Here is a 23,703-nt window from a genome sequence, read left to right on the forward strand (position 1 = left end):
AACGGGTATCCGGTCGACTCACCGAAACCGGCCCCCGCCTGAGGTGAGGCGGGTGCCGGTTCGGGGCTGGAGCTCAACGGTCGCGTCGGAGCCTCTCGGCGGCGCTTCCCCGAGGCTAGGGCGATCCGAAGGTCGCGGACTTCGTGGCTTCGGACCAAGGTCGGGCCGCGTTTCGGTGCCACGCCACCAGGCGCGGGCGGGGTGCAGCCGGTAGACGAAAGCGGATGGGGCTTCCGGGGATGCTTGGCTTCCCGGGGTGGCGGGCTTCCCGAGCGTGGCGGGCTTCCCGGGTTGGCGGGCTTCCCGGGTTGGCGGGTTTCCGGATATGGCAGACCACCCGCAGAGGCGGGGCGTGCGAGGGAGGCAGACTTCAGGGGGAGAGGATTTCGGCGGGAAGTGGCCTTCGGCGGGAGGCGCCGTGTGCTAACGAGGCGCCTCGTCCGTCGGCGACGGAAGTTCCTCGCGCAGCAGGCTGTAGAAGACCACGTCGCGCCATGCGCCGTCGCGGTAGGTGTAGGAGCGGGCCACTCCCTCGCGGGTGAAGCCCACCTTCTCCAGGGCGCGCTGCTCGGCGAGGTTGCCCACCTCGGTCCCGGCCTCGATCCGGACCACCTGGGTGTGCGCGAACAGGTAGCGCACCAGCAGGAGTTGGGCGCGGGTGCCGTATCCGTGGCCGCGTGCCTCGGGGAACAGGTTGATCCCGACGTTCCAGCAGTGCGAGCTGCGCGACGTGAGGATGCTGCGCCAGGCCACGAAGCCCAGCACCTCGTCGCCGCGAACCACCAGCAACTGCCCGGCCTCGTCGCCGAGTAGGCCGTTCTGCGTCCAGTGGCGCCGCCACCGTCCCGAGTCCGACCAGCCGTACCAGGCGAACGAGCCGACCGCCTCGGGGTCGGTCGAGAACCGCTCCAGGAGGGATATGTCCGCTTCGGCCACCGGCCGCAAGGTCACCTGATCGTCGGCCATGTTCCCGAACCCCGTTTCGGTCGTCGCCGTCCGAGCGTCGGGCCCCCGGCCCGCCGCGCCCGACCGAGTCGACGAGGGCGCCGACCGGGCCGAGCAGGGCAGCATAGTCGACGCGGGCGCGCCCGACGAGCCGTCGTGCCCGTCGGTCCGGTGGCACCGCGGCCGGGTGCCGACGCGCGAACGGGCCGCCCGGCCGCCGGAGTCGCCGGAGTCGCCGATCGACGAAGCGGCCGGGGCGTTCGTACGCGACGAGCGATCGTGGGGGCCGCAACCATCGGGACGGCGGTCGTCGGCACGGCCGTCGTCGGCACGGCGGCCATCGACACGGTGGTCGTCCGTACGTCCGTCCTCGTTCGTCGGCCGAGCCGTCACGAACCGGTGCGCGGCGGTTCCGTATCGGGGCGGTTGGCCACCAGGCGACGCACCCGCGCCCGGAGCGAGTCTCCCGATGCGCCGTGCGACGGCTGCCTGGATGCCGGATCCGGCGCCGACTCGCTCCACCGACGGGCCTGCCACACCAACGCGGCCAGTTCGTCGGCGCCTGACTCCCGGGATGAATCGTGCTGCGTCATGCCGAGCGGCTGCCCGCCCACGCCCCCGGCCACGGCCGCTGAATGATCACGAATGCGCGACATATCCATAACATTGGTAGCGCCAGACCCTCCAGACAAGTGCTCCAGCGATGCGTGTCCGGCCGTGAATTCGCCCAAATCACAGCAAGGTTCCCACTTCGCCGATCTCGTGGCGGTCGCCGTCACCGCGCTCATCACCCGGTCCCAGGCGTCCGTGCCGGTGTCTTCGGCTCCGCGGCACCGGGCGCGGCCGCACGGTTGGTGAGCAGTGCCAGCGCCGGCAGCCCGGCGATCGCGGCCATCGCACAGGCGGCGGCCCCGAGTCGACCATGGGCGAGCAGCGGGCCGGCGATCAGGGCACCGAGTGGCGGAGTCGCCTGCATCAACGTGCGCAGGGTGGCGAAGGCCCGGCCGCGCAGTTCGGCGGGAATGCGCTCCATGCGCAGCGACTGGGCCCACACGGTCATCAGTACCCCCAGCATGCCGATCACGCCGAACCCGGCGGCGACCACCCACCGGTGCCCGCCCGCGAGCACCGCGAGGAAGCCGGCCGCCGCCGTGATCTGGGCCGCCGCGATGGCTCGCACCCGGGTCAGCCGTGGCCGCCACGCACCGGCCACCGCTCCTCCGACGAGTTCACCCGCGGACAGGGCCGCGAGGAACAGGGCCAGCGTGGCCGGGCCGCCGGGCATTCGCTCCTTGGCCGGCCACGGCGCGACCACCAGCACCAGCGCGCCTTCCGCGACGTTGAATGCCATGAACGCCAGCGTGGTGCGCACCACCGCGGGATCGCGACGCAATGAGGTCAGGCGGCGCCCCTCGGCGCCTAGCCGGTCGGTACTCGCGGCGTCGCGCCGAGGGCGCAGCGGCCGGCGGATGTCGAGCACGCACATCGCGAAGCACCAGAACGTGACCGCGTCCACGGCAAGCACCCACGGCGCGCCCAGCACGCCCACGAGCGCACCGGCCGCCGAGAAGCCGACGATGCCGGAGATCGCGTACGCCATCGACTCCAAGGCGTTGGCGGCGTCCAGTTCCTCGGCGTCCACCAGATCGGGGATCGCCGCCGGTACACCCGCGAGCGGCACCATCTTCAGGAGCCCATAGCACGCCGCGACGAGGAACGGCAGCCAAACGGGCACCCCGCCCGCCACGTGCGCGACCGGGACGGAGGCCACCGCCCCACCGCGCAGCAGGCTGTCGGCCGCCGGCACGTACCGCTTGTCGAACCGGTCCAGGAGCGGCCCCGCCAACCATCCGCCGACCAGGACCGGGGCGGTGTGGCATACGCCCAGCAAGCCCAGGAGACCGACTCCGCCGGGCTGGTTCAGCACCAGCCAGGACAGGGCGACCACGGTCATGCCGTCCCCCATCAGCGAGACGGAGGCGCCCAGCCACAGCCTGCGAAAGTCCGGGCGTGCCAGTACCGTCAGGCCCCCGCGCATGCGCCCGCCCCGTTTCCCGACCCGGCGGCCGGACCCGCGGGAGGGGCCCCGAGGCTCGCCCACACATGGTGGTGGACGTAGGAGCGGTACGGCCGCCACACGTGCGACCACCGCACCGGGTCGCCGACGCGGTGGGTCCCCCGGGAGGCGACGAGCGAGGGCAGGTGCGCGTCCTCCGCGACCAGGACGTCCGGATCGTGCAGGGCGCGCATCCGGATATGCGCTGCCGCGGTCGGGGAGATGCCGGGCACCGTGTCCAATGTGCGCCGGGCCTCCGCGCGGTCGGCACCGGGATCGAGCCGGAGCGCCCCGGACGCGAGCGTCGCCGCCAGCGCGCGCACGGTGGCCCGGGTCGACGACGGCAGGCAAGTGCCGCACACATCGGCGGGGGCCTCGGCCAATGTCTCCATGACCGGGAAGGTGTGGGTGACCGCGCCCATCGGTTCCGTCAGAGGGACACCGTGGCGCTCGAGCAGCCGGCGGGCCGCCGCACGGCCGCCGTCGACGCCCAACTCCGCCTCCAGCACCGCTCGCACGGCGGCCTCTCCGGGGTCGACCGCACCCGGTGAGCGCAGCCCGGGCCGGGCGGCGACGAACGAGGCAGCCGGCGCGTCCGCGCCCAACACACCGTCGATCTCGGCGGGGTCGGCGTCCAGATCGAGCAGTGTGCGGCAGCGCTGCACGGCAGCCGGCAGGTCGCGCGGGTCCGCCCGGCGCAGTTCCGCGTCGACATGCCCGCCGGCGTCGCGCAGCGTCGCCACGCCGGTGCCGTGCGGCAGGCGAAGCGCCCGGCGGTGGTACCGGTCGCCGCCTTCCTCCAACCCTGGGACGGCTCGCGCGGCCAGGAAGCCGAACAACGCGACCGCGGCCAACGGCGGCCGGTACGCCAGTCTCAGGGTGATCAGCCCCTCCCCGCCCGGTGCGCCGGCGGCGCCCGCCGCGGCTCGTAACGCGGTCGGTGTGCCGGCGTAGATCCGGCGAACCGTGTCGTTGAGCCGGCGGACACTGTGTTCCCGTCCGTGGGCCGCGAGGGCCCGAAGGCCGCGGTGGTCGTGTGGGGCACCGCCGAACCCACGGGCACCGTGAGCGCACCCCTCGGGCGGTCGGGGGCGCGAGCGCGGCGGAAAGATCATTTGGTGCGTCGCTGCCGATATCCTCTGACCCGGTTCTGCCGGGGAGCAAGACAGGGACACAGGGGGCACACGGATGACGCAGCCGACCAGCGACGAGGGCCTGTCCGGCCAGTCGCTCGACGAGGGCGGCGCGCGCACCGCGCGTTGGGCGTTCATTCGGACCGAGAGCGGCAGCGCCACCGTGCTGCTCGCCGCCACCCTGGCCGCGCTGGCCTGGGCCAACATCGACGCCGACTCCTACACCTCGCTCTGGCACACCCACCTGTCCGTGCGACTCGGCGACTCCGGCGTATCGCTGGATCTGCGCGAGTGGGTCAACAGCGGCCTGATGACCCTGTTCTTCTTCGTGGTCGGCCTGGAGGCCCGGCGCGAGTTCGACATGGGCGAACTGCGCGAACGCCGCCGACTGACCCTGCCGCTGCTGGCCGGCCTCAGCGGCATGGCGGTACCGGTGCTGATCTACCTGGCGATCAACGCGGGCGAATCCTCGGCGCACGGGTGGGGCGCCGCGATGTCCACCGACACGGCCTTCGCGCTGGGCATGCTCGCCCTGCTCGGCAGCCGGTTCCCGCGGCGACTGCACACCTTCATCCTGACCGTCGCCGTGGTCGACGACTTCGTCGCCCTCGTGGTGATCGCGGTCGCCTACAGCGACGAGATCGACATGTCCGCGCTGATGATCGCGCTGGCCCTGCTGGTGGTGATCGTGCTGGTGCGCGCCGCGAAGGTGCGGCGCGGCAGCGCGTACGGCGTGCTCGGCGTGATCACCTGGGTGGCGGTGCTCAAGTCGGGCGTGGACCCGGTGGTGGTCGGCCTGGTGATGGGGCTGCTGACCTTCGCCTACCCGGCGTCCCGGGCGGAACTGGAGCGGGCCACCGGTCTGTTCCGCTCGTTCCGCGAACAGCCCACGCCGGAGCTGGAACGCACCGCCCGGCTGGGCATGGCGGCGGCCCTGTCGCCGAACGAGCGCCTCCAGCGCATGTACCACCCCTGGACCAGCTATGTGATCGTCCCGTTGTTCGCACTGGCCAACGCCGGCATCACGCTGGACGCCGGGCTGATCTCGCGGGCGTTCACCTCACCGGTGACGCTGGGCATCCTGATCGGCTACGTGGTGGGCAAGCCGGTGGGAATCATCGGCATGTCCGCGCTGACCACCCGACTCAGCGGCGGCCGGCTGCGCCCGCCGGTCGGCTGGGGGGCCGTGGTCGGCGGCGGTGCGATCGCCGGGGTCGGCTTCACCGTGTCCCTGCTGATCGCGACACTGGCCTTCGAGGGCGAGCGGCTCGAAGAGGCCAAGGTGGGCGTACTCAGCGCCGTGGTGTGCTCGTTCGTGGTGACCTGGCTGGTCTCGCTGGTGATCGCCGCGCTGCCGCGGCCGGCCCGCACGCGGGCGCTGCTGGGCACCGCGCAGACCTTGGTCGACCTGGCCGTACCGGTGGATCCCGAGCGCGACCACATCCGCGGTCCGATCGACGCCCCGGTGACGCTGGTGGAGTACGGCGACTTCGAATGCCCGTTCTGCGGTCTGGCCGAGCCGGTGGTCCGCGAACTGCTCGCCGACTTCGGCGACGTGCGCTACGTCTGGCGCCACCTCCCGCTGCCCGACGTGCACCCCCGGGCCCGGCTCGCCGCGATCGCCGCCGAGGCCGCCGCCGAGCAGGGCGCGTTCTGGGAGATGCTCGACCACCTGCTCCAGAGCCAGGACGCGCTGCGGCCCGGCGACCTGGTCACCCACGCGGAGACGTTGGGTCTGGACGTGGAGGAGTTCCGGATAGCGCTGCGCACCCATCGCGGCGCCGACCGGATCGCGGAGGACGAGGAATCGGCGGACCTGAGCGGGGTCTCCGGCACCCCGACCTTCTTCGTCAACGGCCGTCGACACCACGGCCCGTACGACATCGCCGGGCTCACGGCGGCGGTCCACGCGGCCAAGGAACGCGCCTTCATGGACCGCTGAGCTCCGCGCTCCGCGCTCCGCGCTCAGTCGCCGGTCCGGGTCTCGCTCTCGGCCCCGGCCCCGATCCCGACCTCGCTCTCGGTCCGGATCCCGATCCCGGCCTCGGTCCCGGTCCCGGTCCCGGTCCCGGTCTCCGGAAGGGTGTACTTCCGGGCCCGGACCACGTCCCGGGTCACTCGCGCGAAGGCGCGGGCGGCGGCGCTGCGGTAGGCGCCCTCGCGGTGCAGCACGGTGACCGTGCGCTCCGGCAACGGCGGGTCGACGGCGACCGGGCGCAGGTGCGGGTGGTCATGGGTGATCGCGTCGGGGAGCACGGTGGCCAGCGGGGTGCGCCGGACGATCTCGATCAGGGCCTGGATCGAGTTCGCCTGTACGGCGATCCGAGGTCGCACCCGGTGCCGCGCGAGGTAGGCGTCCACGTGCCCTCGGGTGACGAAGTCGTGGCTGAGCAGCGCCAGTTCGTACGCGGCCAGGTCACCCACCGGGAGCGGGGCGGCGGGCCGACCGGTCCCGGTGTCCGGACCCGCACCGGTTCCCGTACCGACGACCAGGCTCAGTCGCTCGACGCACAGCGGGGTCGCGCCGACGCCGGACGGGTGCGCGCCGGCGAACGCGATACCCAGGTCGAACTCGTCGGCCGGCAGCCCGGCTTCGATCCGGTCCTGGGTGGTCTCCACGACGTCCAGGGCGATGCCGGGGTGCCGGGCGTACATCTCCTCGGTCAGTGGGCCGACCAGGTACGCCGTCAAGGTCGGCGTCACCGCCAGCCGCAGGCTGCCGCGCGCGAGGTCGGCCACGTCGTGCACGGCGCGCTCGGCGGCGGCCAGGTCGCGCAGCGCTCGGCGCGCGTGGTGCAGGTAGACCTCGCCCACGTCGGTGGGGCGGACCGTGCGGCCGGTGCGGTCGAGCAGTTGCACACCCAGCGCGCGTTCGAGCTGCCTGATCTGCTGGGACAGCGTCGGCTGCGAGACCCGCAGTTCCTCGGCCGCGCGGGTGAAGTTGCCGTGCTCTGCCACGGCGAGCAGATAGCGCAGGTGCCGCAGTTCCGGGGCCATGACTTCGACTATAGACGACCATAGATGAGGTCTATGGCATCGATGGTCAGTGCGTCTTGGACGCTATAGCCACAGGTCATGCATGGTGGATGCAGTCGGCCCCACGGGGCGGACGGCCACCGAAAGGCAGGAGTGACCATGCATCACCTCACGGAGGGCATCCACCGCTTCCAGCGCGACGTATTCCCGGCCAAGGCGCCGCTGTTCGACCGGCTGGCGGGCGTACATCGGCCGGCCACGATGTTCATCGGGTGTTCCGACGCCCGGGTCGTTCCCGAACTGATCACCCAGAGCGATCCCGGCGAGCTGTTCGTGATCCGCACGGCCGGCAACCTGGTGCCGGCGTACGCGCCGGGCTCCGACGGCGCCGACGGCATCGCGGCGAGCGTCGAGTACGCCGTCGCGGTCCTGGCGGTCACCGATGTCATCGTCTGCGGGCACTCGGCCTGCGGGGCGATGACGGCGCTGGCCGAGGGCCACGACCTGACCGGGACACCGCGGATCGCCGACTGGTTGCGGCACGCGGACGCCTCCGCGGCCCGCGCTCGGGACAGCGGCGCGGGCGCGGACACCGGCACGGAGGCGGACACCGCCACAAACGCGGTGGACAGGCTCGTGCGGGACAACGTCGCCGCCCAACTCGCGAATCTGGCCGGCCACCCCAGCGTGGCCCGCGCCCTGGCCCGGGACGCCGTCACGCTGCACGGCTGGGTCTACGACATCGCCTCCGGCACGGTCACCGCACTCGACGCCGCCACCGGCCGGCCGATCCCCCTTCCGGCCTGACGCCCTCGGCTCCCGGAACCGGACATCCCGCACTCACCCCACTCACCCCTCAACCCCCGTTCACCTCACCGATCACGTAGGGATCCCCACCATGGTGCACGCCCAGTTCGACCCCACCGCCCGGCAGAACCTGGCCATCGCGGCCGTCGAGGCCAAGACCCGCAAGGACCTCACCTGGCAGCAACTCGCCGACCCGACCGGCCTGTCCGTCGCCTTCGTCACCGCGGCCGTGCTCGGCCAGCACCCGCTGCCCGCCGACGCCGCGCACACGGTCGCCGAACTCCTGGGCCTGGACGAGGACGCGGCGCTGCTGCTGCAAACCGTCCCGACCCGGGGCTCGATCCCCGGCGGTGTCCCGACCGACCCGACCATCTATCGCTTCCACGAGATGCTCCTGGTGTACGGCACCACCCTCAAGGCGTTGATCCACGAGCAGTTCGGCGACGGCATCATCAGCGCGATCAACTTCAGGCTCGACGTCCGCAAGACGGTCGACCCCGACGGCGGCGAGCGCGCGGTGATCACCCTGGACGGCAAGTACCTGCCCACCAAGCCCTTCTGAACCGCCGGCTCGGGCACTCGGGCGGAGGCTGCGTCGTTGGGACGGCAAGTTCCTTGACTGCCTTGACGATTACGCTTCGGGGTTTCTAGGGTACGTTGAGTAATCGATCCTGGAAAGGTTGGTTTGTGATGGCTGGTCAGTCCGTCTTATCCGATCGACGGCCCGCGTCATGACGGTGGGGCCCGACACGCTCGCGGCGTTGCTGAAGGGCAAGGATGTGCTTCCGGCGGGCTGGGAGTCGGTGTTCGGCATGGTCGCCCGCGAGGATTTCGTCCCGGCTCGGATCTGGCCCGACGACAGCGATGCCCCGCTGGACCGCGACCGCGATCCGGAGGCGTGGCGCCGAGCGGTGTACTCCGACCGGGCGTTGGTGACCCAGTGGGACGACGGCCGGCACACCGGGTCCACCGCCGGGCGGCTGGCCACGTCGTCGGCCTCGACCCCGTCCACGCTCGCGGAGATGTTGTACGACCTGGACGCGGCGCCCGGGATGCGGGTGTTGGAGGTCGGCACCGGGACCGGCTACAGCGCCGGCCTGTTGGCGGCCCGCGGCTGCCGGGTGACCTCGATCGAGGTGGACCCGCAACTCGCCCACCGGGCACGGGAGAACCTGGACGCGGCCGGATTCGGCGACCTCGTCGAGGTGATCACCGGCGACGGCACCCACGGCTACGCGGCGGGCGGCCCGTACGAGCGGATCCAGGTCACCGCCGGCGTCCGGCGCGTACCGCCGGCGTGGATCGAACAGGCCGCGCCCGGCGCGGTGATCGTATTGCCGTGGGGCACGGACTACGGCAGTGGCGACTGCGCGCTGCGCCTGGTCGTGGACGCGGAACGGCAGGCCGCGAGCGGGCCGTTCACCCTGGCCACCGCGTTCATGAAGCTGCGCGCGCACCGTCCGGACTGGCGACGCTACGGCGGCGCGGCGCTTCCCGAGGACTGGGCCGCCTACGCGCGGGCGACCACCACCTCGCTCGGCTACGACGACGTGGTGGGCGGCCCGTTCGACCCGGTGGCCCTGGTGCTCGGCCTGTGTGTGCCCGACTGCCTGGCCCGACCGATTTTGCACGGCGCGCTCGGCGGGACGTTGTGGCTCTACGGCGCGGACACCGGCCGCGGCCACTCGATCGCCGCCGCCGACTTCGCCATCGGCGATCCGCCCACCGTGCGGCAATCCGGTCCGCGCCGACTGTGGGACGAGGTCGAGGCGACCTGGCACTGGTGGCATGCCCAAGGCCGGCCCGCCATCCACGACTTCGGCCTGACCGTGTCGCTCGCCGACGACCGCACCGTCGACCAGCAGCCCTGGCACCTGACTCCCGCCCGCCCGTTGATTCCCCCGGCCCACGACTGGCCGCCGACCGCGACGCGGTGACGCCGCTCCCCCCGTCCCGGAAACCCGGGACCCACGGATCAGGCTTCCGGGAAACCGGATTTGGTGAGCCAGGTGAGGGAGGTCTCGGCGAGTTCGGGCCAGCCGTGGTCGACGATCAGCGAGTGGCCCCGGTCGTCGAAGCGTTGATAGTCGGTGGTGGCACCGGATTTGCGGTACTGCTTGAGCGTCGAGCGGGTCAGCGCGTCGGGAACGGTGTGGTCCAGTTTTCCGGACAGGAGCAGGAGCGGTCCGCGGGTCTCGTTGTCGGTGGCCACCCTGGCGGCGGAGTTCGGGGTGAAATTGCCCAGCGCGAGTTGGAACAACGGTCGGGCCGGGCTGGGAATCGTCCACGCCGCGAACAGGTCGTCGGACTCCTTGAGGGAGACGGCGTTCGCGAAGCCGTACCGGAACTGTGCCTGGTTCAGCGACACCGCGCGCTTGGTGTTGACGGGGTTGCGCAGGAACGCGAAGGCCGATCTCGCCTGCGCGGGTGCGATCGCCTTCACGCCCTTGATCTGGCCGGGGCAGATCGCCACCGCCGCGGCGGCCCACCCCTGCCCGAGCAGGTGTTGGGCGATGAATCCGCCCACGGAGTGGCCGACCAGCACCGGCGGGGTCTCCAGTTCCCGGATGACGCGGATGTGCGCGTCGGAGATCTCCGCGAGGCCGACGCCGGCCTGCTCCTCGGGCTGTCTGCGGGACGCGAGCACGGTTTCGGGAACTCCGGGCCACTCCGGCATGAGGGGCTCGTAACCCGCCTCGCGAAACCGCTCGGCCCAGCCTCGCCAACTGGTCGAATGCAGCCACAGGCCATGGATGAACATGACGGGTGTGCGCTTGGTTGCCATGCGTCGCCTCGCTCGCGAACTGCTCGATCCGTGCGCCGTCGCGACGGCGTGCTGCGCGCCGGACGACCCGCGGCGGCGGGCGATCTCGGGATCCGAGGCCGCTCGTTCCGCCGGTCGCGCCCGCGACCGGGCCACACGAAGATCCTTTACCGCCACTGTGGCACCCACCCGGCGTCGGCGCGCGCCGACACCGGACACGTCGCGTGCCCGATGCTGGACGTACGGTGAACACACTCGCGGCGGCGACCCGTTGCGGCGGTCACGGCGACCGCGTGCCCCCGGGCCGCCGGTCGGGGCGAGGGGGCGCCGAACGCCGGGCGGGGTTCATGTATGGTTTCTACAGATGTGTAGAAGCCTGGTTTCGGCGGCCTCGACGTGAACGAGGCCGCTCCGTCGCCTGCGGATCAGGGGTGGAACTGTGCTGAATGATCATCGAGAGCGGCCCACTGCCGACGGCCCCGGGGCCGAGTGGGTGCAGGCTCCGCCGGACGCGGAGATTCGTCGGGTGTACGAGCCCGTGGAGATCCGCAGTCGCGACGGCAGTTGGGCGCTCGGGCGGATCAACGCCAGATGGCACGGCGGACGCGGCGAGGACTGGTGCCGGCTGCGGATCGTGGGCAGCGACCGCCCGGCCCGCTGGGTCCCCTTCGATCCGGACGTGTTCGTCGAATTGCAGATCGACGGGACCTGATCGACGGGGTCCGAACGTCGCCACGGGTCGGCGGGACCGGGCCGTCCCGGGTCACCGGCGGGACCCGACCGTGGCGGATCACCCCGCCACGCGTGCGCGAGCGGGCGTGCCGCGATCGCGCGCCCGACCGGACAACGGCGCTGTTGCGGGCACCCTTTAGGCTCGGTTGCCTTCGAGACAACCGAGGAGGGCGTCGTGTCCGACGAACGAGCAGGCTTTCCGGCGACCGGCCGGCGGGTGTTGGTCAGTGGTGCCGCACGGGGTCTGGGACGGGCGATCGCGCACGCGTTCGCGGCCCAGGGCGACCGGGTGGCCGTGCACTACGGGTCGCGACGGGAGGAGGCCGAGGCCACCCTGACGGACCTGCCGGGTGAAGGTCACGTACTGGTCGGCGCGGATCTGGCGGTGCCGGACGAGGTCGAGCGACTGGTGGCCGAGGTGGAGGGCGCGCTGGGCGGGATCGACGTCCTGGTCAACAACGCCGCCGTGAACACCCCGCATCCGCCGGCCGACACCGGGTACGCCGAGTGGGTCGAGGCCTGGCAGCGGCACGTCGCGGTGAACCTGGTCGGCGCCGCGGGGCTGAGCCACCTCGCCGCCCGGGGGATGATCGCGCGCGGGAACGGCGGGCGGATCGTCAACGTCGGCTCGCGCGGCGCGTTCCGGGGCGAGCCCGACCATCCGGCCTACGGCGCCACCAAGGCGGGCCTGCACGCGCTCGGCCAATCCCTGGCGGTGGCACTGGCCCCGCATCGCATCGCGGTCGCCTCGATCGCCCCCGGCTTCATCGACACCGACCGGGTCGCGCACCGCCTGTCCGGGGCCGAGGGCGCCGCCATCCGCGCGCAGAGCCCGTTCGGTCGCGTCGCCGCTCCCGCCGAAATCGCGGCCTCCGTCGTGTGGTTGGCCTCCCCGGACGCCGAGTGGGCCTCCGGCACCATCCTCGACCTCAACGGCGCCTCACACCTGCGGACCTGACCGACCGAATCCAGGGGTTTGCCGTTCGTGCTACGAACTATTATTGCTCGTAGCACGAGCGGTGTTTTTTGCCGCTCAAAGACATCGCACACTCATGATTCGTGCCGTCGCGGTCATCGGTGGGTTTGTGGCGGCGCCGCGCGGATCTGTTCGTCGGCCGATTCGCCGGCCGATTCGCCGGCCGAGTCGCCGGCCTGTTCGGCTTTTCCGGAGACCGGCGCGGGCGCCGATGTCTCAGCGCCCGTTCGCGACGGAGCGGCCCTCGTCCAGCTCCATGAAGACCGCCGGCACCTGGTTGTCCAGCACCAGTCGGCTCAGGAGTTCGGCGAGCCTGGCCCGATCGGCGGTGGCGAGGCCGGCCGGCAGCGCCTCCACCCGGCGGCATGTCTCGGCGTAGAACTCCTCGGCGAGTCCGGCGCCTTCCTCGGTGAGCGCGATGCGCACCGCGCGTCGGTCCTGCGGGTCCGGCTCGCGCCGCACCAGCCCGCGCTGCACCGTGCGATCCACCAGCCCGGTCAGGCTCGACTTCGCCAGCCCGAGCACCTCGCCCAGTTCGCCCATGCCGTAAGGCTGCGGCATCAGCACGCAGAGCAGTTGTCCCTGCTGTGGGGTCAGCCCGTATTCCCGGCCCGATTCGGCATACACCGCATTCACCAGGAATGCGGAACGCACCAAGGCGGTGACGACTCCCATCTGCCTACCCGCGGTCTTTCCCATTCGTCCAGAATAGGGCACCGGCGGAAGGCGTCGTCCGAGTCGGCACCGGGCCGCGCGTTTTGGCCGAGGCGTCGCGCGCGGCGACTCGTCGGTTCGTGGTCACGGCGGCCCGCACGCACACCGTCCGCCCGGGATCGACCGGGGCGGACGGTGTGTCACGGCGCGGGCGCGGGCCGGGTCAGCGGCCCTGGAGGGCCTTGACGTTGTTGCCGAAGCTCCAACTCCGGGATCCGTCCCAGTTCAGCGACCAGGTCATCAGACCCTTGAGGCCGCCGCTGTAGCGGTTCCACGCCTGGGCCACCTGACTCGGCGTCATGTAGCCGCCGCCGGCGCCCGGTTGCGCGGGCAGGCCGGGGACCTGCTTGTCGTACGGCACCTTGATCGTGGTGCCCTGGATCACCAGACCCCGGTTCAGGCAGTCGGTCTGCGCGGTGAAGCCGGCGACCGTGCCGGCCGAGTACGAGTCGCCGGAGCAGCCGTACATGTTGCCGTTGTAGTACTGCATGTTCAGCCACCACAGTCGGCCGTTGTCCACGTACTTCTTCACGATCGGCAGGTACGCGCCCCAGATCGAGCCGTAGGTCACGCTGCCGCCGGTGACGTACGCGGTCTCGGGCGCCATGGTCAGGCCGAAGCCGGCCGGCATCTGGGCCAGGATGCCGTCGATGATGCGCACCAGGTTTGCCTGCGAGGTGGACAGCGTGTTGATGTTGCCGCCGCCGACCAGGCCGGTCTCGATGTCGATGTCGATGCCGTCGAAGTTGTAGGTCTTCAGGATCGGCACGATGGTCGCGACGAACCGGTCCGCGACGGCACGGGAGTTGAGGTCGATGCCGGCCGCCGCGCCGCCGATCGACATCAGGATGGTGGCGCCCGCGTCCTTGGCCTGACACATCTCGGTCGGTGTGGCGACCTTGACGGTCGCGTCCATCCCGTCCTGCCACAGGGCGGTGCCGTCGTTGAGGATGACCGGGAACGCCGCGTTGAGCACGTTGTAGCCGTGCGCGGCGATCTGCGGATTGGTGATCGGGGTCCAGCCGAACGGCGGATGCACACCGTTCACGGCGCCGTCCCAGTTCTCCCAGTAGCCCTGGAGCACCTTGCCCGCGGGCTTCGGCTTGACCGCGCAGGTGCTGCCCAGCGGCGCGCTCGCGGTGCTCGTCCGGTGCGAAGTGTCTTTCGCGTCGCCGTTGTTCGGTGCGGCGGCGACCGATCCGGCGACGGTGAAGGCGACCGCCAGGGCGGCTCCCAGCAGGCGTGACGTCCGACCCATCATGCTCGATTCCCTTTCGGCACTTCGAGCGCGGCCGGGCACGGAAGGAACGTCCTGCGTGGCACGCCTACCTCCCGGGCGGGGACGGGCCCGGAGACTCACGTGGTGCGGTTGCCACGACGGTAAAGTGGTCCAGACCTTACGGTCAATAGGTCTGGACCACTGGCAAAGTCCGGCAAATGCCCCGCTCGCGCGGTCGTTCCGGGCCGGCCGCACCCCGGCCGTGCGCCGGCGTCGCGAAACGACGGCGCGGCCCGCCTCGGGATCAGCGTGGTGGGGCGGGGGCCCGGTAGATGGTGGCGATCCAGACCGCGAGCAGCGTGTCGACCGCGTCGGCCTCGGCCAGGGCGGGTTGTTCGGCGGCGAACGTCGCGTGCAGCACCCGTTCGTTCATCGAGGTGAGCGCGATGGCCAGGTCGCGCGCCGGCAGCCCCTCGGGGGCCAGGCCGCGCTCGCGTTCCGCGTCGATCGCGCGGGTCGCCTGGCGGACCCACGTCTCCATCACTCGGGCCCACAACTCGCGCACCTCGGCGTTGGTGCCGCAGGCCCGGCCGGCCGCGAGGGTCACCGCGCGATGCGCCCGGAAGGTGGCGAAGAAGGCGTCGATCGCCGCGCGCCAGTGGGCGGTCCGGTCCCGGGGCGGGCCGTCCGGCGCGGCTGCCGAGGCCGCGTCGGCCTCGGCGACGACCCGGTCGATCAGCGCGAGCAGGACCGCTTCCTTGGAGGCGAAGTAGAAGTAGAAGGTGGGTCTGGAGATGCCCGCCCCGCGGGCCAGGTCGTCGACGGAGATGGCGCTCAGATCGCGCTCGCCGAGCAGCCGCTCGGCGGTGGCCAGGATCGCCTGCTCCCGGTCGGCGCCCGAGGGGCGGGACTCGCGCCGGCCCCGGCGCGGACGGGTGGTGTCCTGCGCGGACGTGTCGCTCACCCCCGAACCCTACCGCCGGCCCACGGACTCGACACTGTGTTGACCGGATCGACAACACGTCGATAACGTGGCCGGGCCACCATCACCCGGCAGGCGCGTGTCGTTCGTGGCGCGCGGTCCGGGGTGTCGTACGCACCGCCCGGTCTCGGGTGCCCTCGGCGGCGCCCGGTCGCGAAATGGGGACTGGCATGGCCACGGAACACGTCGACGTCCTCATCGTCGGTGCCGGCCTCTCCGGAATAGGGGCCGCGTGTCACCTGCGCGAGCGATCGCCGGGCAAGTCCGTGCTGATCCTGGAGGGTCGCGACGCGATCGGCGGGACCTGGGACCTGTTCCGCTATCCCGGGATCCGGTCCGACTCGGACATGCACACGCTCGGCTACTCCTTCCGCCCGTGGACCGCCGCCGAGTCGATCGCCGACGGCGCGGCGATCCGGGACTACATACGCGACACCGCGCGCGAGCACCGCGTGGACGAACTGGTGCGCTTCGGCCACCGGGTGCTCGACGCCGAGTGGTCCGGCGAGACGGCCCGCTGGACGATCCGGGCCGAACGTACGCCCGCCGGCGGCGAAACCGGCGCGAAGGACCGGGAGCACGCCCCGGACGGGACCGCCGCCCGGAACGCGAGTGGGAACGCCGGTGGGAACACGACCCGCGAGCCGGGCGGGACCACGGGCCGGGAGGAGGACGGGACCGCGGGCCGGGAGCCGGGCGGGACGGCGACCGAAAGCGTCGAGCTGACCTGCTCGTTCCTGTTCGTATGCACCGGCTACTACCGCTACGACCAGGGCTACACCCCGGACTTCCCCGGCCTGGAGGACTTCGCCGGTCGGGTCGTGCATCCGCAGGCGTGGCCCGAGGACCTGGACTGCGCCGACAAGCGGGTGGTGGTGATCGGCAGCGGCGCGACCGCCGTCACCCTGGTCCCGTCGCTGGCCCGCACCGCCGCACACGTGACCATGCTCCAGCGCTCACCCGGCTACGTGATGGCGCTGCCCTCGCGCGACGTACTGGGCGCACGATTGCGCCGGGTGTTGCCGGATCGGTTCGCCTATCCGCTGATCCGGGCCAAGAACGTCGGCATGGCCATGCTCGCGTTCCAAGTCTCCCGCCGGGCACCGGCGTTGATGAAGTCGGTGCTGCGCAAGGACGCGATCCGCCGACTGCCCGAGGGCTACGACGTGGACACCCACTTCGCCCCGCGCTACGACCCGTGGGACCAGCGGGTGTGCTTCGTCCCGGACGGCGACCTGTTCACCGCCCTGCGCGGCGAACGCGCTTCGGTCGTCACCGACACCATAGCCGGCTTCACCGAGACCGGCCTGCGCCTGACCTCCGGCTCCGAACTGGCCGCCGACGTCGTGGTGACCGCGACCGGTCTGAATCTGCTCGCCATCGGCGGGATGACGCTGCGGGTGGACGGGACCCCGGTCGAGTTGTCCGAAACGGTGGCTTACAAGGGCATGATGCTCTCCGGCGTGCCCAACTTCGCGCTCGCGCTGGGTTACACCAACGCCTCCTGGACGCTCAAATGCGACCTGGTCAGCCAGTACGTCTGCCGGCTGCTGAACCACATGGACACGCACGGCTATCGGGTGTGCCTGCCGCAGGCCCCCGCGGCCGACGCGCCGCTGGAGCCGCTGATCGATCTGAAGTCCGGCTATGTACTGCGCGCCGCGGCGAGGTTGCCCAAGCAGGGGCCGACCACACCGTGGCGGCTGCACCAGAACTATCCGCGCGACGTGCTGATGCTCAAGCACGGCTCGCTCCGGGACCGCGGCATGCGCTTCGCCCGCACGGCGACACGTGCGCGCCCGACGGCCGATCAGACCGACGCCCCGACCTCGCGCAGATAGGCGTCCGTCCGGTCCGGCTCGTACAGGAAGTTCTCGAAGTCGGCCGGGGAGTCGATGGCGCGGGCCACCCGATCCGCCACGTCCGGGTGGTCGTTGCCCGCCGCGAGCAGCCGCACCACATGCTCGGGCGGCGGCGCGAGCAGCGCGGTGGTGAACTTCACCGAGTGGCGGGCGTACGCCCAGAACCGCTCGAAGGTGTCCAGCATCCAGTCCCGGTCGAACGGCTTGTCGCCGTGCTCGACGATCGCGGCCAGGTACACCGCCGCCGCGCGGGCGGCGCTGTTCGCACCCTGGCCACTGATCGGGTCGTTCGCCACCACCACGTCGGCAATGCCCAACGCGAGCCCACCCGAGGGGAGTTCGGCCACCGGCCGACGCACCACGGGGGTGAAGGAGCCGCTGAGCACGCCGAGCGCGTCGGTCAACTCGGCCGCGCGCGTGCGCTCGTAGTCCCACGGCGCGTACGTGCGGATCAACTCCAGTGTCAGCGCCCAGTGTTCCTGCGCGTCGCGAACGCCGGTGAACAGGTCGAACGGACCACCCGGGATCGCCTCCACGAGCACGATCTCGCACGGCCCGGTCAGCGTGAGGCCGGGCAGGTAGTACAACTCGCCCAGTCCCGGGATCACGTTCAGGTGCACCGCCTGGCGACCGACCTCCGGACGCGGCGTGACGCCGTGCAGGTAGGACACGGCCAGCCGGCGCTGCGGAACGGTGTGCACCGAGCGCTCGTGGTCGCGGTCGAACATGGTGACCAGTTCGCCCTTGCCCGCCGCGACGATCACCAGGTCGTAGTTGCGGCTGTACCAGTCGATGTCACCGACCGAGACCGGATGCAGCACCACATGGCCGCCGCGCTGTGCGAACAGCTCCAGCCAGGTGGACATCTTCAGCCGCTGGTCGACCGACTCGGACCCGCCCATGTCGCCGAGCCAGTCGACGAACGGCACACCGTCCGGCCCGGGGATGGTGAACCCGGTGTGCGGCAGCTTGGGCACCTGGTCGTTCCACAGGTCCAGGTTCTGCGCCGTCTCCAGGGCGAGTTGCGACGGGAACATCATCTGTGTCGAGCTGACCCGGCCGGCCCGGATCTCCTCCGGCGTGCGCTCGGTCATCACGGTGATGTCGTAGCCATGGTCCTGGAGCCCCAACGCGAGCTGAAGCCCGGAGTGGCCGGCACCGACGACGAGGATCCTGCGCACGGATGACGCTCCTTCCGGTTCACGGTCGAATGCATGCTATGGCCACGCATCATCTGCCCGGACGGGCGCCCTCGGTGTCCCGGGCCTGATCGCGCCTGCCGCGGGGCGGGCGAACACGGCCGACACCGACGCTGCTTGGTCGAACGCGGCCTATCCGGGCGGGGCGTGGCGGCGGGCGCGTCGGAGCAGCCAGGGGATCGTCAGGTGGTGGATCGGCGCGGCGGCGCCCCAGATCGCGCGCACGACGGGCCGCTCGAAGCGCACCACGGTGGTCCACACGACGCTCGCGTCGCGCACGAGCACGATGTTGTGCGCGGTGATCAGGCGCGAGCGGGCGGTCACGGTGATCGAGTCGGCGTCGGCCGCCGCGATCGGCCAGCCCAGGATGTGCTTCGGCGAGGGCCTCGGCCCCAACCGCAGGCGCAGCACCGCGGTCCAGCCGGTGAGCAGCACGCCGCGCAGGGCGAGCGGGGCGCCCTCGAACACGGCGCGGGCCCACTGTTCGGGCGTCCACGAGCGTGCCGTCGAGGTGGGCAGCTCGAACGCCGAGGTGTAGTGGGCACCCGCCCGGTCCGGCTCGGCGGGAAGGTCGGAGGGTACTTCGACGCGTCGTGCGCGGTCGGTGCCCACGCGGCCCTCCCTTCGACGACGATCCGGCGGCACGATCCTAACCGGGGCCTCCGGGGCCGCATCCATCGGCACACCGCCGGCGGCGAGGGGCCGGCAGGGCGGTGGGGCCGGTCAGGGCGGCGGCGCGGGCCGGCCGTAGGAGCGGCTGACCCGACGGTCGGCCACCCGGACCAGGGCCTCCAGGAAGCCGAGGCGGAAGGGGCCAAGTCCCGGGGCGTCGCACAGTCGGAGCACCCGCGCGGTCCAGGCCGCGGACGTGCCCGGGGTGCGCGCGGCGCCCGGGGCGCCCCAGGCGCCCGCGCGGGGATCGACGCGCGTGCCGCCCGCGAGGAGCACGGTCGGGTCCAGGACGATCGCGGGCACCCGGCGGTCGCCGGGCACCTCGACCGGGCCGAACCGGTCGCCGGTCTCGACGCCGAGCACGCGCGGCACCGCTCGTTCCACCTCGTCCGGCATCGGCCGGATCGACACCCGGACCTGCCCGTGGTGCGCGGCGACCAGGTAGGTGATCAGGTCCGCGTCGGGCACGCCGGTGAGCAGGTGGACCTCGGGGTGCAACAAGGCGAGCACGGACACCAGTTCGTGCCGGAAGTGGGCACGCGAGTGCCTGCCCCGATCGTGGCCGGACTTCGCCCACGGACCCGGACCCGGTGGCTCGGCGCCGGGCGGGCAGTCGTCGCACAACATCGCCTGGAACGCGGCATGCGCCTTGCCCAGGTCGTGGTACCGCCCGGCGAGCGCCGCGGACGCGACCAGGTGTCCGGCAATCACGAAGCCCGTCTCGGCCAGCTCGCCGGCCACCGTACGCACGTCGCGCTCGACGTCGGCCAGATGTTGCGGCAGGTCCACCCAGCGCTCCGCGCACGGCTCTTCGGGCCGCTCGGCGTCGGCGGGGAGGCGGTCGTCATGGAGGCTGTCGTCGCGGGGGCTCTCGTCGCGGGAACCGTTTTCGCGGGAACCGTTTTCGCGGGAACCGTTGTCGAGGCGGCCACGGTCGAGGCGGACGACCGGAACCGGCCCCGGGTGCCGGCTCCCCCAGCCCGATGCCACGTCATAGCAACCGACTTCGGCGGCGGCCAACACCACCGCGCCCGGTCGCAGGTCGGCCGCCGTCAACGCCCGGCATCCCCCGGCCCGATCGAAGGTCCACCACCCGCTCGGCCGGCGGGCCAGCGCGTCCGCCACCTCGGCGACCGGCGCCGGGCAGATCTCCACCCGGCGGGGGTACGGCTCGCGCTCGTCGGGACGGCCGCCCGGCCAATGCCGCCACGTCACCGCGACGTTCGGATCGGCGTCGTCCCGGATCCATCGGGCCACCTCCTCGGCCCCCGCGTCGTCGGCGTCCGGCGCCGGCAGCGTGTCGAACAGCCGCATCAGGTCCGCGCGCCGCAACACGTGCCGTACCGGAGCGCCCGCCGCCACCGCGATCCGCGGCAACCGGGCGGTGGTCACCGCGTGCCCCTCGAGATCAGTCAACGCCCGTGCCGCGCATCGCAGTTCCGCCCCCGCGTAGGGTGCGTGCCCGGCGTCGCCGGCGCGGTCCACCGGCGGCCACGTCCACAGCAGGCGCGCGTCCGGCTCCCGACCGTCGCGATTGCACCGCCCGGCCCGCTGCACGATCGAGGGCCACGGGGCCACCTCGGTCAGCAGCACCCGCGCGGTCACGTCCACGCCGGCCTCGACGACCTGGGTGGTCACCACGACCTGTCCGGCCGGCCCCGGCTCCTCGGCCAACCGCGCGATCAGGGCGGCGCGTTCGGGCGGGCGGAAGCGAGCGTGCAGGCCGAGCACCTCGGGTGCGAGAGCCTGTCCGGCCGCCAGGACGTCCAGCGCCGCCCGTACCGCGCCCGCCCGTTCGTCCGTGTTCAGGATCGCCATCGTTCGGGTCCCCGGCCGGTGCCTGCGGAGCAGTTCCTCGGCCACCGCCGTCGGGTAGGACGCGGGACTCGCGGGCATCGCGGCGAACTCGATCGTGCGCGCCGCCTCCACGCGCCGAGCCAACTCCGCGCCCAGGGGCAGGTCCAGCGCGTTCACCACGCGGGCCACCGTCGGGTGATCCGGGGTGCCCAGCCGGGACGCGTCCGGCATCGCCGTCATCCACATCGTCGACGAACCGCCCACCGTGCCCAACTCGTCGCGCAGACCCTGGAGTTGGGCCGACGTCTCCAGTCCCGGGCCCATCAGGTACGGCTCGTCGAAGACGAACCGGGTGCCCGCGTGCAGCAGTCCGAACGACAGCGGCCAGGAAGCCCGCCATTCGCCGTGTCCGCGCATCAACAGGCGGGACAACACCAGGTCCTGGGTGCCGATCAGGACGGTCGGCCGGGCCGGCCGCACCTGCCAGTCGTCGGCCTCGGGTTCGGCCCCGAGGGACAACACGCGCACGTCGACCGCCGCGGCGTGGCCGAGTCGCCCGATCCAGTCGGTGATCAGCCGATGGGTCTGCTCCACCGAGGACCGCAGCGGCAACACGTAGACCAGCCGGCCGGGCGTCGCCCGGCGCACCGCGGACCTGGGATGCGCCAACCTCCGCCACAACCACGGCAATACGGCCGCGACCGTCTTCCCGCACCCGGTCGGCACGCACAACACCTGCGGCAGGTCGTCCCGCGCGAGGGTCTCCTGATACGCGTACGGCACCGACCCCGTCGCCGTGCGCACGAACTCGACGAACGAGCATTCCGTCATCCGGCTCATCACCGCCCCGTCGTCCGGCTGGGGCCGGACACCGAGCATCCTGCCGGCCGGTGCCGACTTCGGTGGGCGAATCCCCCGACGGCGCCGGCGACCGCACCGGCCCGGCCGGCGACCGCCCGACGCGCCCCGGCCACATGCTGCGAGCTCGCCCGACGCCTCGCTTATGGTGGGATCCATGGAGAGTCTGCCGCGGCACATATCCGAGCACGTCAACCCGTTGCGCGCGCTTTCGCTCGCCGAGCTGCGGCAGCGCACCAGCGAGAAGTGGCGGGTGTATCCGGAGGACGTGCTGCCGGTGTGGGTGGCCGAGATGGACGTCCCCCTCGCCGAGCCGGTCGCGCGGGCGATCATCGACGCGGTCCGCCTCGGCGACACCGGCTATGCCACGGGCACCGCGTACGCCCGGGCCCTGTCCGACTTCGCCGCCAAGCGCTGGGACTGGCACACCCTCGCGGCGGAACGCACCGCGATCGTGCCGGACGTGATGCTCGGTGTGGTCGAGATGCTCAGGCTGGTCACCGACCCCGGCGGTCGGGTGATCGTCAACTCGCCGGTGTACCCGCCGTTCTACTCGTTCGTCACGCACATGGACCGGCAGGTCGTCGAGGCCCCGCTCGGCGCGGATCACCGGATCGACCTCGACGTCCTGGCAGCCGCCTTCCGCGAGGCCGTCGCGACCGGCGAACGGGTCGCCTATCTGCTGTGCAATCCGCACAACCCGACCGGCACCGTGCACACCGAGGCGGAGCTGACCGCGGTGGCGGCGCTGGCCGCCGAGTACGGGGTGCGGGTCGTGGTGGACGAGATCCACGCGCCGCTGGCCTCGCCGGACGTGTTCGTGCCGTACCTGACCGTGCCCGGCGCGGAGAACGGCCTGTCGCTGATGTCCGCCTCCAAGGGCTGGAACCTGGCCGGTCTCAAGGCCGCGCTCGCCGTGGCCGGCCCGGCCGCCGCGGACGACCTGGCCCGGATGCCCGCGGAGGTGGGGGACGGTTGCAGCCACCTCGGCGTGATCGCGCACACCGCTGCACTGCGCGACGGCGTCGGGTGGCTGGACGCGCTCCTGGTCGGGCTCGCCGAGAACCGGCGCCTGTTGGCCGAGCTGCTCGCCGACCGGTTGCCGGGCGTGCGCTACGCCCCGGCCCAGGGCACCTACCTGGCCTGGCTGGACTGCCGCGAACTCGGCCTCGGCGACAGCCCGGCGACGCGCTTCCTGGAACGCGGTCGGGTCGCCTTGAGCTGCGGCACGTACTTCGGCACGGGCGGCGCGGGGCACGCCCGATTCAACCTGGCCACGCACCCCGACATCCTCACCGAGGCGGTCGCCCGGATGGCGGCCTCGATCCGAGCCTAGGGAGTCTCCTCATTCCCTGGGCGCCGGACCGGCACGCTCACTGCGGTGGGCGCTGCCGGGCGGCGTACTCCAACGCGTGCAGGAGGTGGGCGGCGGACGGGTCGGCGTGGTCGTTGCGCAGCGCCCACAGCGCGACCTCGGTGGGGAACTGCACGTCGGCGAACGCGATCACCACGCCCGCGCCGTCCAGGAACAGGCGGCTGCGGGCGCTGCCCAGGTCGATCCAGGTCGCGGCGACCGCGAGCGCGGCACCCTCGTCCACGCAGGGCAGACAGGCGAACCGGCCGTCGACGAGGTCGGCGGGCAGGACCCGGACGGCCCGGCGGACCTGCGCCAGGTGCTCGTCGAACGCGCGCCGGTGCTCGTGCGCCGGCCACGGCAGGCGCGACCGCCACAGCAGGCACGTGCACCAGGCGAGCAGCTCGGCGGTGTCCGGATCCGTGTCGGCATCCGGGTGTCCGGCCGCGTCGGGGTGTGGCTCGGTACGCAACACGTGACCGGCCCGGACCCGCTCGAACCTCGCGTCGGCGTCCCGCGGTCGATTCGGCTCTTCCTCGCTCAACGATCCGATCCCGTTCTCGCACGTTTCGTCGCGACACGTTCGGCCGCGACACGGACACGGTAGTCCAACCACCCGGCTCACGACCGCCACGCCGCCCACGTCGGCGGCTCGCC

The 23,703-nt window shown here is 72.4% G+C and carries 20 protein-coding genes; 8 read left to right on the forward strand and 12 right to left on the reverse strand.

Features of this window, described 5'->3' with window-relative positions; genetic code table 11:
- Positions 1–423 precede the first annotated feature (423 nt).
- From ACWCPW_RS22965 to ACWCPW_RS22975, 3 genes are all read right to left on the reverse strand, one after another.
- The gene (locus ACWCPW_RS22965; protein WP_449763470.1) at positions 424–966 is read right to left on the reverse strand and encodes a GNAT family N-acetyltransferase; all 543 of its coding nucleotides are present in this window, start codon (positions 964–966) and stop codon (positions 424–426) included.
- 766 nt (positions 967–1,732) lie between these two features.
- Entirely contained in the window at positions 1,733–2,983 is a 1,251-nt protein-coding gene (locus ACWCPW_RS22970; protein WP_449763471.1) for an MFS transporter, read from the reverse strand.
- A complete protein-coding gene (locus ACWCPW_RS22975; RefSeq protein WP_449763472.1) occupies positions 2,968–4,272 on the reverse strand; it encodes a DNA-3-methyladenine glycosylase family protein in 1,305 nt (434 codons plus the stop codon). Before ACWCPW_RS22975 ends, ACWCPW_RS22970 begins: the two co-directional genes overlap by 16 nt.
- Here ACWCPW_RS22975 and nhaA point away from each other — a divergent pair.
- The gene (gene nhaA, locus ACWCPW_RS22980) at positions 4,190–6,076 is read left to right on the forward strand and encodes a Na+/H+ antiporter NhaA (protein WP_449763473.1); all 1,887 of its coding nucleotides are present in this window, start codon (positions 4,190–4,192) and stop codon (positions 6,074–6,076) included. The genes ACWCPW_RS22975 and nhaA overlap by 83 nt on opposite strands.
- 23 nt (positions 6,077–6,099) lie before the next feature.
- On the opposite strand, the gene cynR is transcribed toward nhaA, so the two are convergent.
- Complete coding sequence (gene cynR, locus ACWCPW_RS22985; RefSeq protein WP_449763474.1) at positions 6,100–7,131, reverse strand: transcriptional regulator CynR; 1,032 nt, start codon at positions 7,129–7,131, stop codon at positions 6,100–6,102.
- Positions 7,132–7,269: 138 nt separating this feature from the next.
- Here cynR and ACWCPW_RS22990 point away from each other — a divergent pair, with 138 nt between their 5' ends.
- The 3 genes from ACWCPW_RS22990 to ACWCPW_RS23000 all read left to right on the forward strand — a co-directional run bounded on the left by ACWCPW_RS22990 (position 7,270) and on the right by ACWCPW_RS23000 (position 9,854).
- A complete protein-coding gene (locus ACWCPW_RS22990; RefSeq protein ID WP_449763475.1) occupies positions 7,270–7,917 on the forward strand; it encodes a carbonic anhydrase in 648 nt (215 codons plus the stop codon).
- A gap of 91 nt (positions 7,918–8,008) precedes the next feature.
- The gene (gene cynS, locus ACWCPW_RS22995) at positions 8,009–8,479 is read left to right on the forward strand and encodes a cyanase (protein WP_331771442.1); all 471 of its coding nucleotides are present in this window, start codon (positions 8,009–8,011) and stop codon (positions 8,477–8,479) included.
- A gap of 169 nt (positions 8,480–8,648) precedes the next feature.
- Positions 8,649–9,854 carry a methyltransferase domain-containing protein gene (locus tag ACWCPW_RS23000; RefSeq protein ID WP_449763476.1) on the forward strand — a complete coding sequence of 402 codons (1,206 nt, stop codon included), beginning with the start codon at positions 8,649–8,651 and terminating at the stop codon, positions 9,852–9,854.
- 38 nt (positions 9,855–9,892) lie between these two features.
- Here the strand turns inward: ACWCPW_RS23000 and ACWCPW_RS23005 are convergent, their stop codons facing one another.
- Positions 9,893–10,702, reverse strand: a complete 810-nt coding sequence (locus ACWCPW_RS23005) for an alpha/beta hydrolase (protein WP_449763477.1) — start codon at positions 10,700–10,702, stop codon at positions 9,893–9,895.
- A 505-nt stretch (positions 10,703–11,207) separates the two neighbouring features.
- Between ACWCPW_RS23005 and ACWCPW_RS23010 the strand changes: the two genes are divergently transcribed.
- Together ACWCPW_RS23010 and ACWCPW_RS23015 are read left to right on the forward strand one after the other, a co-directional pair.
- Positions 11,208–11,393 carry a hypothetical protein gene (locus ACWCPW_RS23010; RefSeq protein ID WP_449763478.1) on the forward strand — a complete coding sequence of 62 codons (186 nt, stop codon included), beginning with the start codon at positions 11,208–11,210 and terminating at the stop codon, positions 11,391–11,393.
- A gap of 195 nt (positions 11,394–11,588) precedes the next feature.
- Positions 11,589–12,371 carry an SDR family NAD(P)-dependent oxidoreductase gene (locus ACWCPW_RS23015; protein WP_449763479.1) on the forward strand — a complete coding sequence of 261 codons (783 nt, stop codon included), beginning with the start codon at positions 11,589–11,591 and terminating at the stop codon, positions 12,369–12,371.
- A 234-nt stretch (positions 12,372–12,605) separates the two neighbouring features.
- Here the strand turns inward: ACWCPW_RS23015 and ACWCPW_RS23020 are convergent, their stop codons facing one another.
- The 3 genes from ACWCPW_RS23020 to ACWCPW_RS23030 form a co-directional block, all read right to left on the reverse strand.
- Complete coding sequence (locus ACWCPW_RS23020) at positions 12,606–13,064, reverse strand: MarR family winged helix-turn-helix transcriptional regulator (protein ID WP_449763527.1); 459 nt, start codon at positions 13,062–13,064, stop codon at positions 12,606–12,608.
- A 202-nt stretch (positions 13,065–13,266) separates the two neighbouring features.
- A complete protein-coding gene (locus ACWCPW_RS23025; RefSeq protein ID WP_449763480.1) occupies positions 13,267–14,364 on the reverse strand; it encodes a chitinase in 1,098 nt (365 codons plus the stop codon).
- A 262-nt stretch (positions 14,365–14,626) separates the two neighbouring features.
- On the reverse strand, positions 14,627–15,286 hold the full coding sequence (locus tag ACWCPW_RS23030; protein WP_449763481.1) for a TetR/AcrR family transcriptional regulator: 660 nt from the start codon (positions 15,284–15,286) through the stop codon (positions 14,627–14,629).
- 188 nt (positions 15,287–15,474) lie between these two features.
- On the opposite strand from ACWCPW_RS23030, the gene ACWCPW_RS23035 reads away from it, so the two are divergent.
- On the forward strand, positions 15,475–17,145 hold the full coding sequence (locus ACWCPW_RS23035; protein WP_449763482.1) for a flavin-containing monooxygenase: 1,671 nt from the start codon (positions 15,475–15,477) through the stop codon (positions 17,143–17,145).
- Here the strand turns inward: ACWCPW_RS23035 and ACWCPW_RS23040 are convergent.
- The 3 genes from ACWCPW_RS23040 to cas3g form a co-directional block, all read right to left on the reverse strand.
- Entirely contained in the window at positions 17,115–18,347 is a 1,233-nt protein-coding gene (locus ACWCPW_RS23040) for a styrene monooxygenase/indole monooxygenase family protein (protein WP_449763483.1), read from the reverse strand. The two genes, ACWCPW_RS23035 and ACWCPW_RS23040, sit on opposite strands and share 31 nt — an antisense overlap.
- Positions 18,348–18,497: 150 nt before the next feature.
- Positions 18,498–18,977 (reverse strand): DUF2867 domain-containing protein, encoded by a 480-nt coding sequence (locus ACWCPW_RS23045; protein ID WP_449763484.1) that lies wholly within the window; start codon positions 18,975–18,977, stop codon positions 18,498–18,500.
- Between the two features lie 111 nt (positions 18,978–19,088).
- The gene (gene cas3g / locus ACWCPW_RS23050; RefSeq protein WP_449763485.1) at positions 19,089–21,674 is read right to left on the reverse strand and encodes a type I-G CRISPR-associated helicase/endonuclease Cas3g; all 2,586 of its coding nucleotides are present in this window, start codon (positions 21,672–21,674) and stop codon (positions 19,089–19,091) included.
- Between the two features lie 175 nt (positions 21,675–21,849).
- Between cas3g and ACWCPW_RS23055 the strand changes: the two genes are divergently transcribed.
- Complete coding sequence (locus tag ACWCPW_RS23055; RefSeq protein WP_449763486.1) at positions 21,850–23,028, forward strand: MalY/PatB family protein; 1,179 nt, start codon at positions 21,850–21,852, stop codon at positions 23,026–23,028.
- 37 nt (positions 23,029–23,065) lie between these two features.
- Here ACWCPW_RS23055 and ACWCPW_RS23060 read toward each other — a convergent pair whose 3' ends face one another.
- Entirely contained in the window at positions 23,066–23,590 is a 525-nt protein-coding gene (locus ACWCPW_RS23060; protein ID WP_449763487.1) for a hypothetical protein, read from the reverse strand.
- Positions 23,591–23,703 lie beyond the last annotated feature (113 nt).

It is taken from the genome of Embleya sp. NPDC001921 (assembly GCF_053594475.1).

What these genes read in the sequence shown, in the direction of transcription:
- ACWCPW_RS22965 (WP_449763470.1), bottom strand. Translation starts at nt 966, where the DNA reads ATGGCCGACGATCAGGTGACCTTGCGGCCGGTGGCCGAAGCGGACATA.
- ACWCPW_RS22970 (WP_449763471.1), bottom strand. Translation starts at nt 2,983, where the DNA reads ATGCGCGGGGGCCTGACGGTACTGGCACGCCCGGACTTTCGCAGGCTG.
- nhaA (WP_449763473.1), top strand. Translation starts at nt 4,190, where the DNA reads ATGACGCAGCCGACCAGCGACGAGGGCCTGTCCGGCCAGTCGCTCGAC.
- ACWCPW_RS22975 (WP_449763472.1), bottom strand. Translation starts at nt 4,272, where the DNA reads ATGAACGCCCAACGCGCGGTGCGCGCGCCGCCCTCGTCGAGCGACTGG.
- cynR (WP_449763474.1), bottom strand. Translation starts at nt 7,131, where the DNA reads ATGGCCCCGGAACTGCGGCACCTGCGCTATCTGCTCGCCGTGGCAGAG.
- ACWCPW_RS22990 (WP_449763475.1), top strand. Translation starts at nt 7,270, where the DNA reads ATGCATCACCTCACGGAGGGCATCCACCGCTTCCAGCGCGACGTATTC.
- cynS (WP_331771442.1), top strand. Translation starts at nt 8,009, where the DNA reads ATGGTGCACGCCCAGTTCGACCCCACCGCCCGGCAGAACCTGGCCATC.
- ACWCPW_RS23000 (WP_449763476.1), top strand. Translation starts at nt 8,649, where the DNA reads ATGACGGTGGGGCCCGACACGCTCGCGGCGTTGCTGAAGGGCAAGGAT.
- ACWCPW_RS23005 (WP_449763477.1), bottom strand. Translation starts at nt 10,702, where the DNA reads ATGGCAACCAAGCGCACACCCGTCATGTTCATCCATGGCCTGTGGCTG.
- ACWCPW_RS23020 (WP_449763527.1), bottom strand. Translation starts at nt 13,064, where the DNA reads ATGGGAGTCGTCACCGCCTTGGTGCGTTCCGCATTCCTGGTGAATGCG.
- ACWCPW_RS23025 (WP_449763480.1), bottom strand. Translation starts at nt 14,364, where the DNA reads ATGATGGGTCGGACGTCACGCCTGCTGGGAGCCGCCCTGGCGGTCGCC.
- ACWCPW_RS23035 (WP_449763482.1), top strand. Translation starts at nt 15,475, where the DNA reads ATGGCCACGGAACACGTCGACGTCCTCATCGTCGGTGCCGGCCTCTCC.
- cas3g (WP_449763485.1), bottom strand. Translation starts at nt 21,674, where the DNA reads ATGAGCCGGATGACGGAATGCTCGTTCGTCGAGTTCGTGCGCACGGCG.
- ACWCPW_RS23055 (WP_449763486.1), top strand. Translation starts at nt 21,850, where the DNA reads ATGGAGAGTCTGCCGCGGCACATATCCGAGCACGTCAACCCGTTGCGC.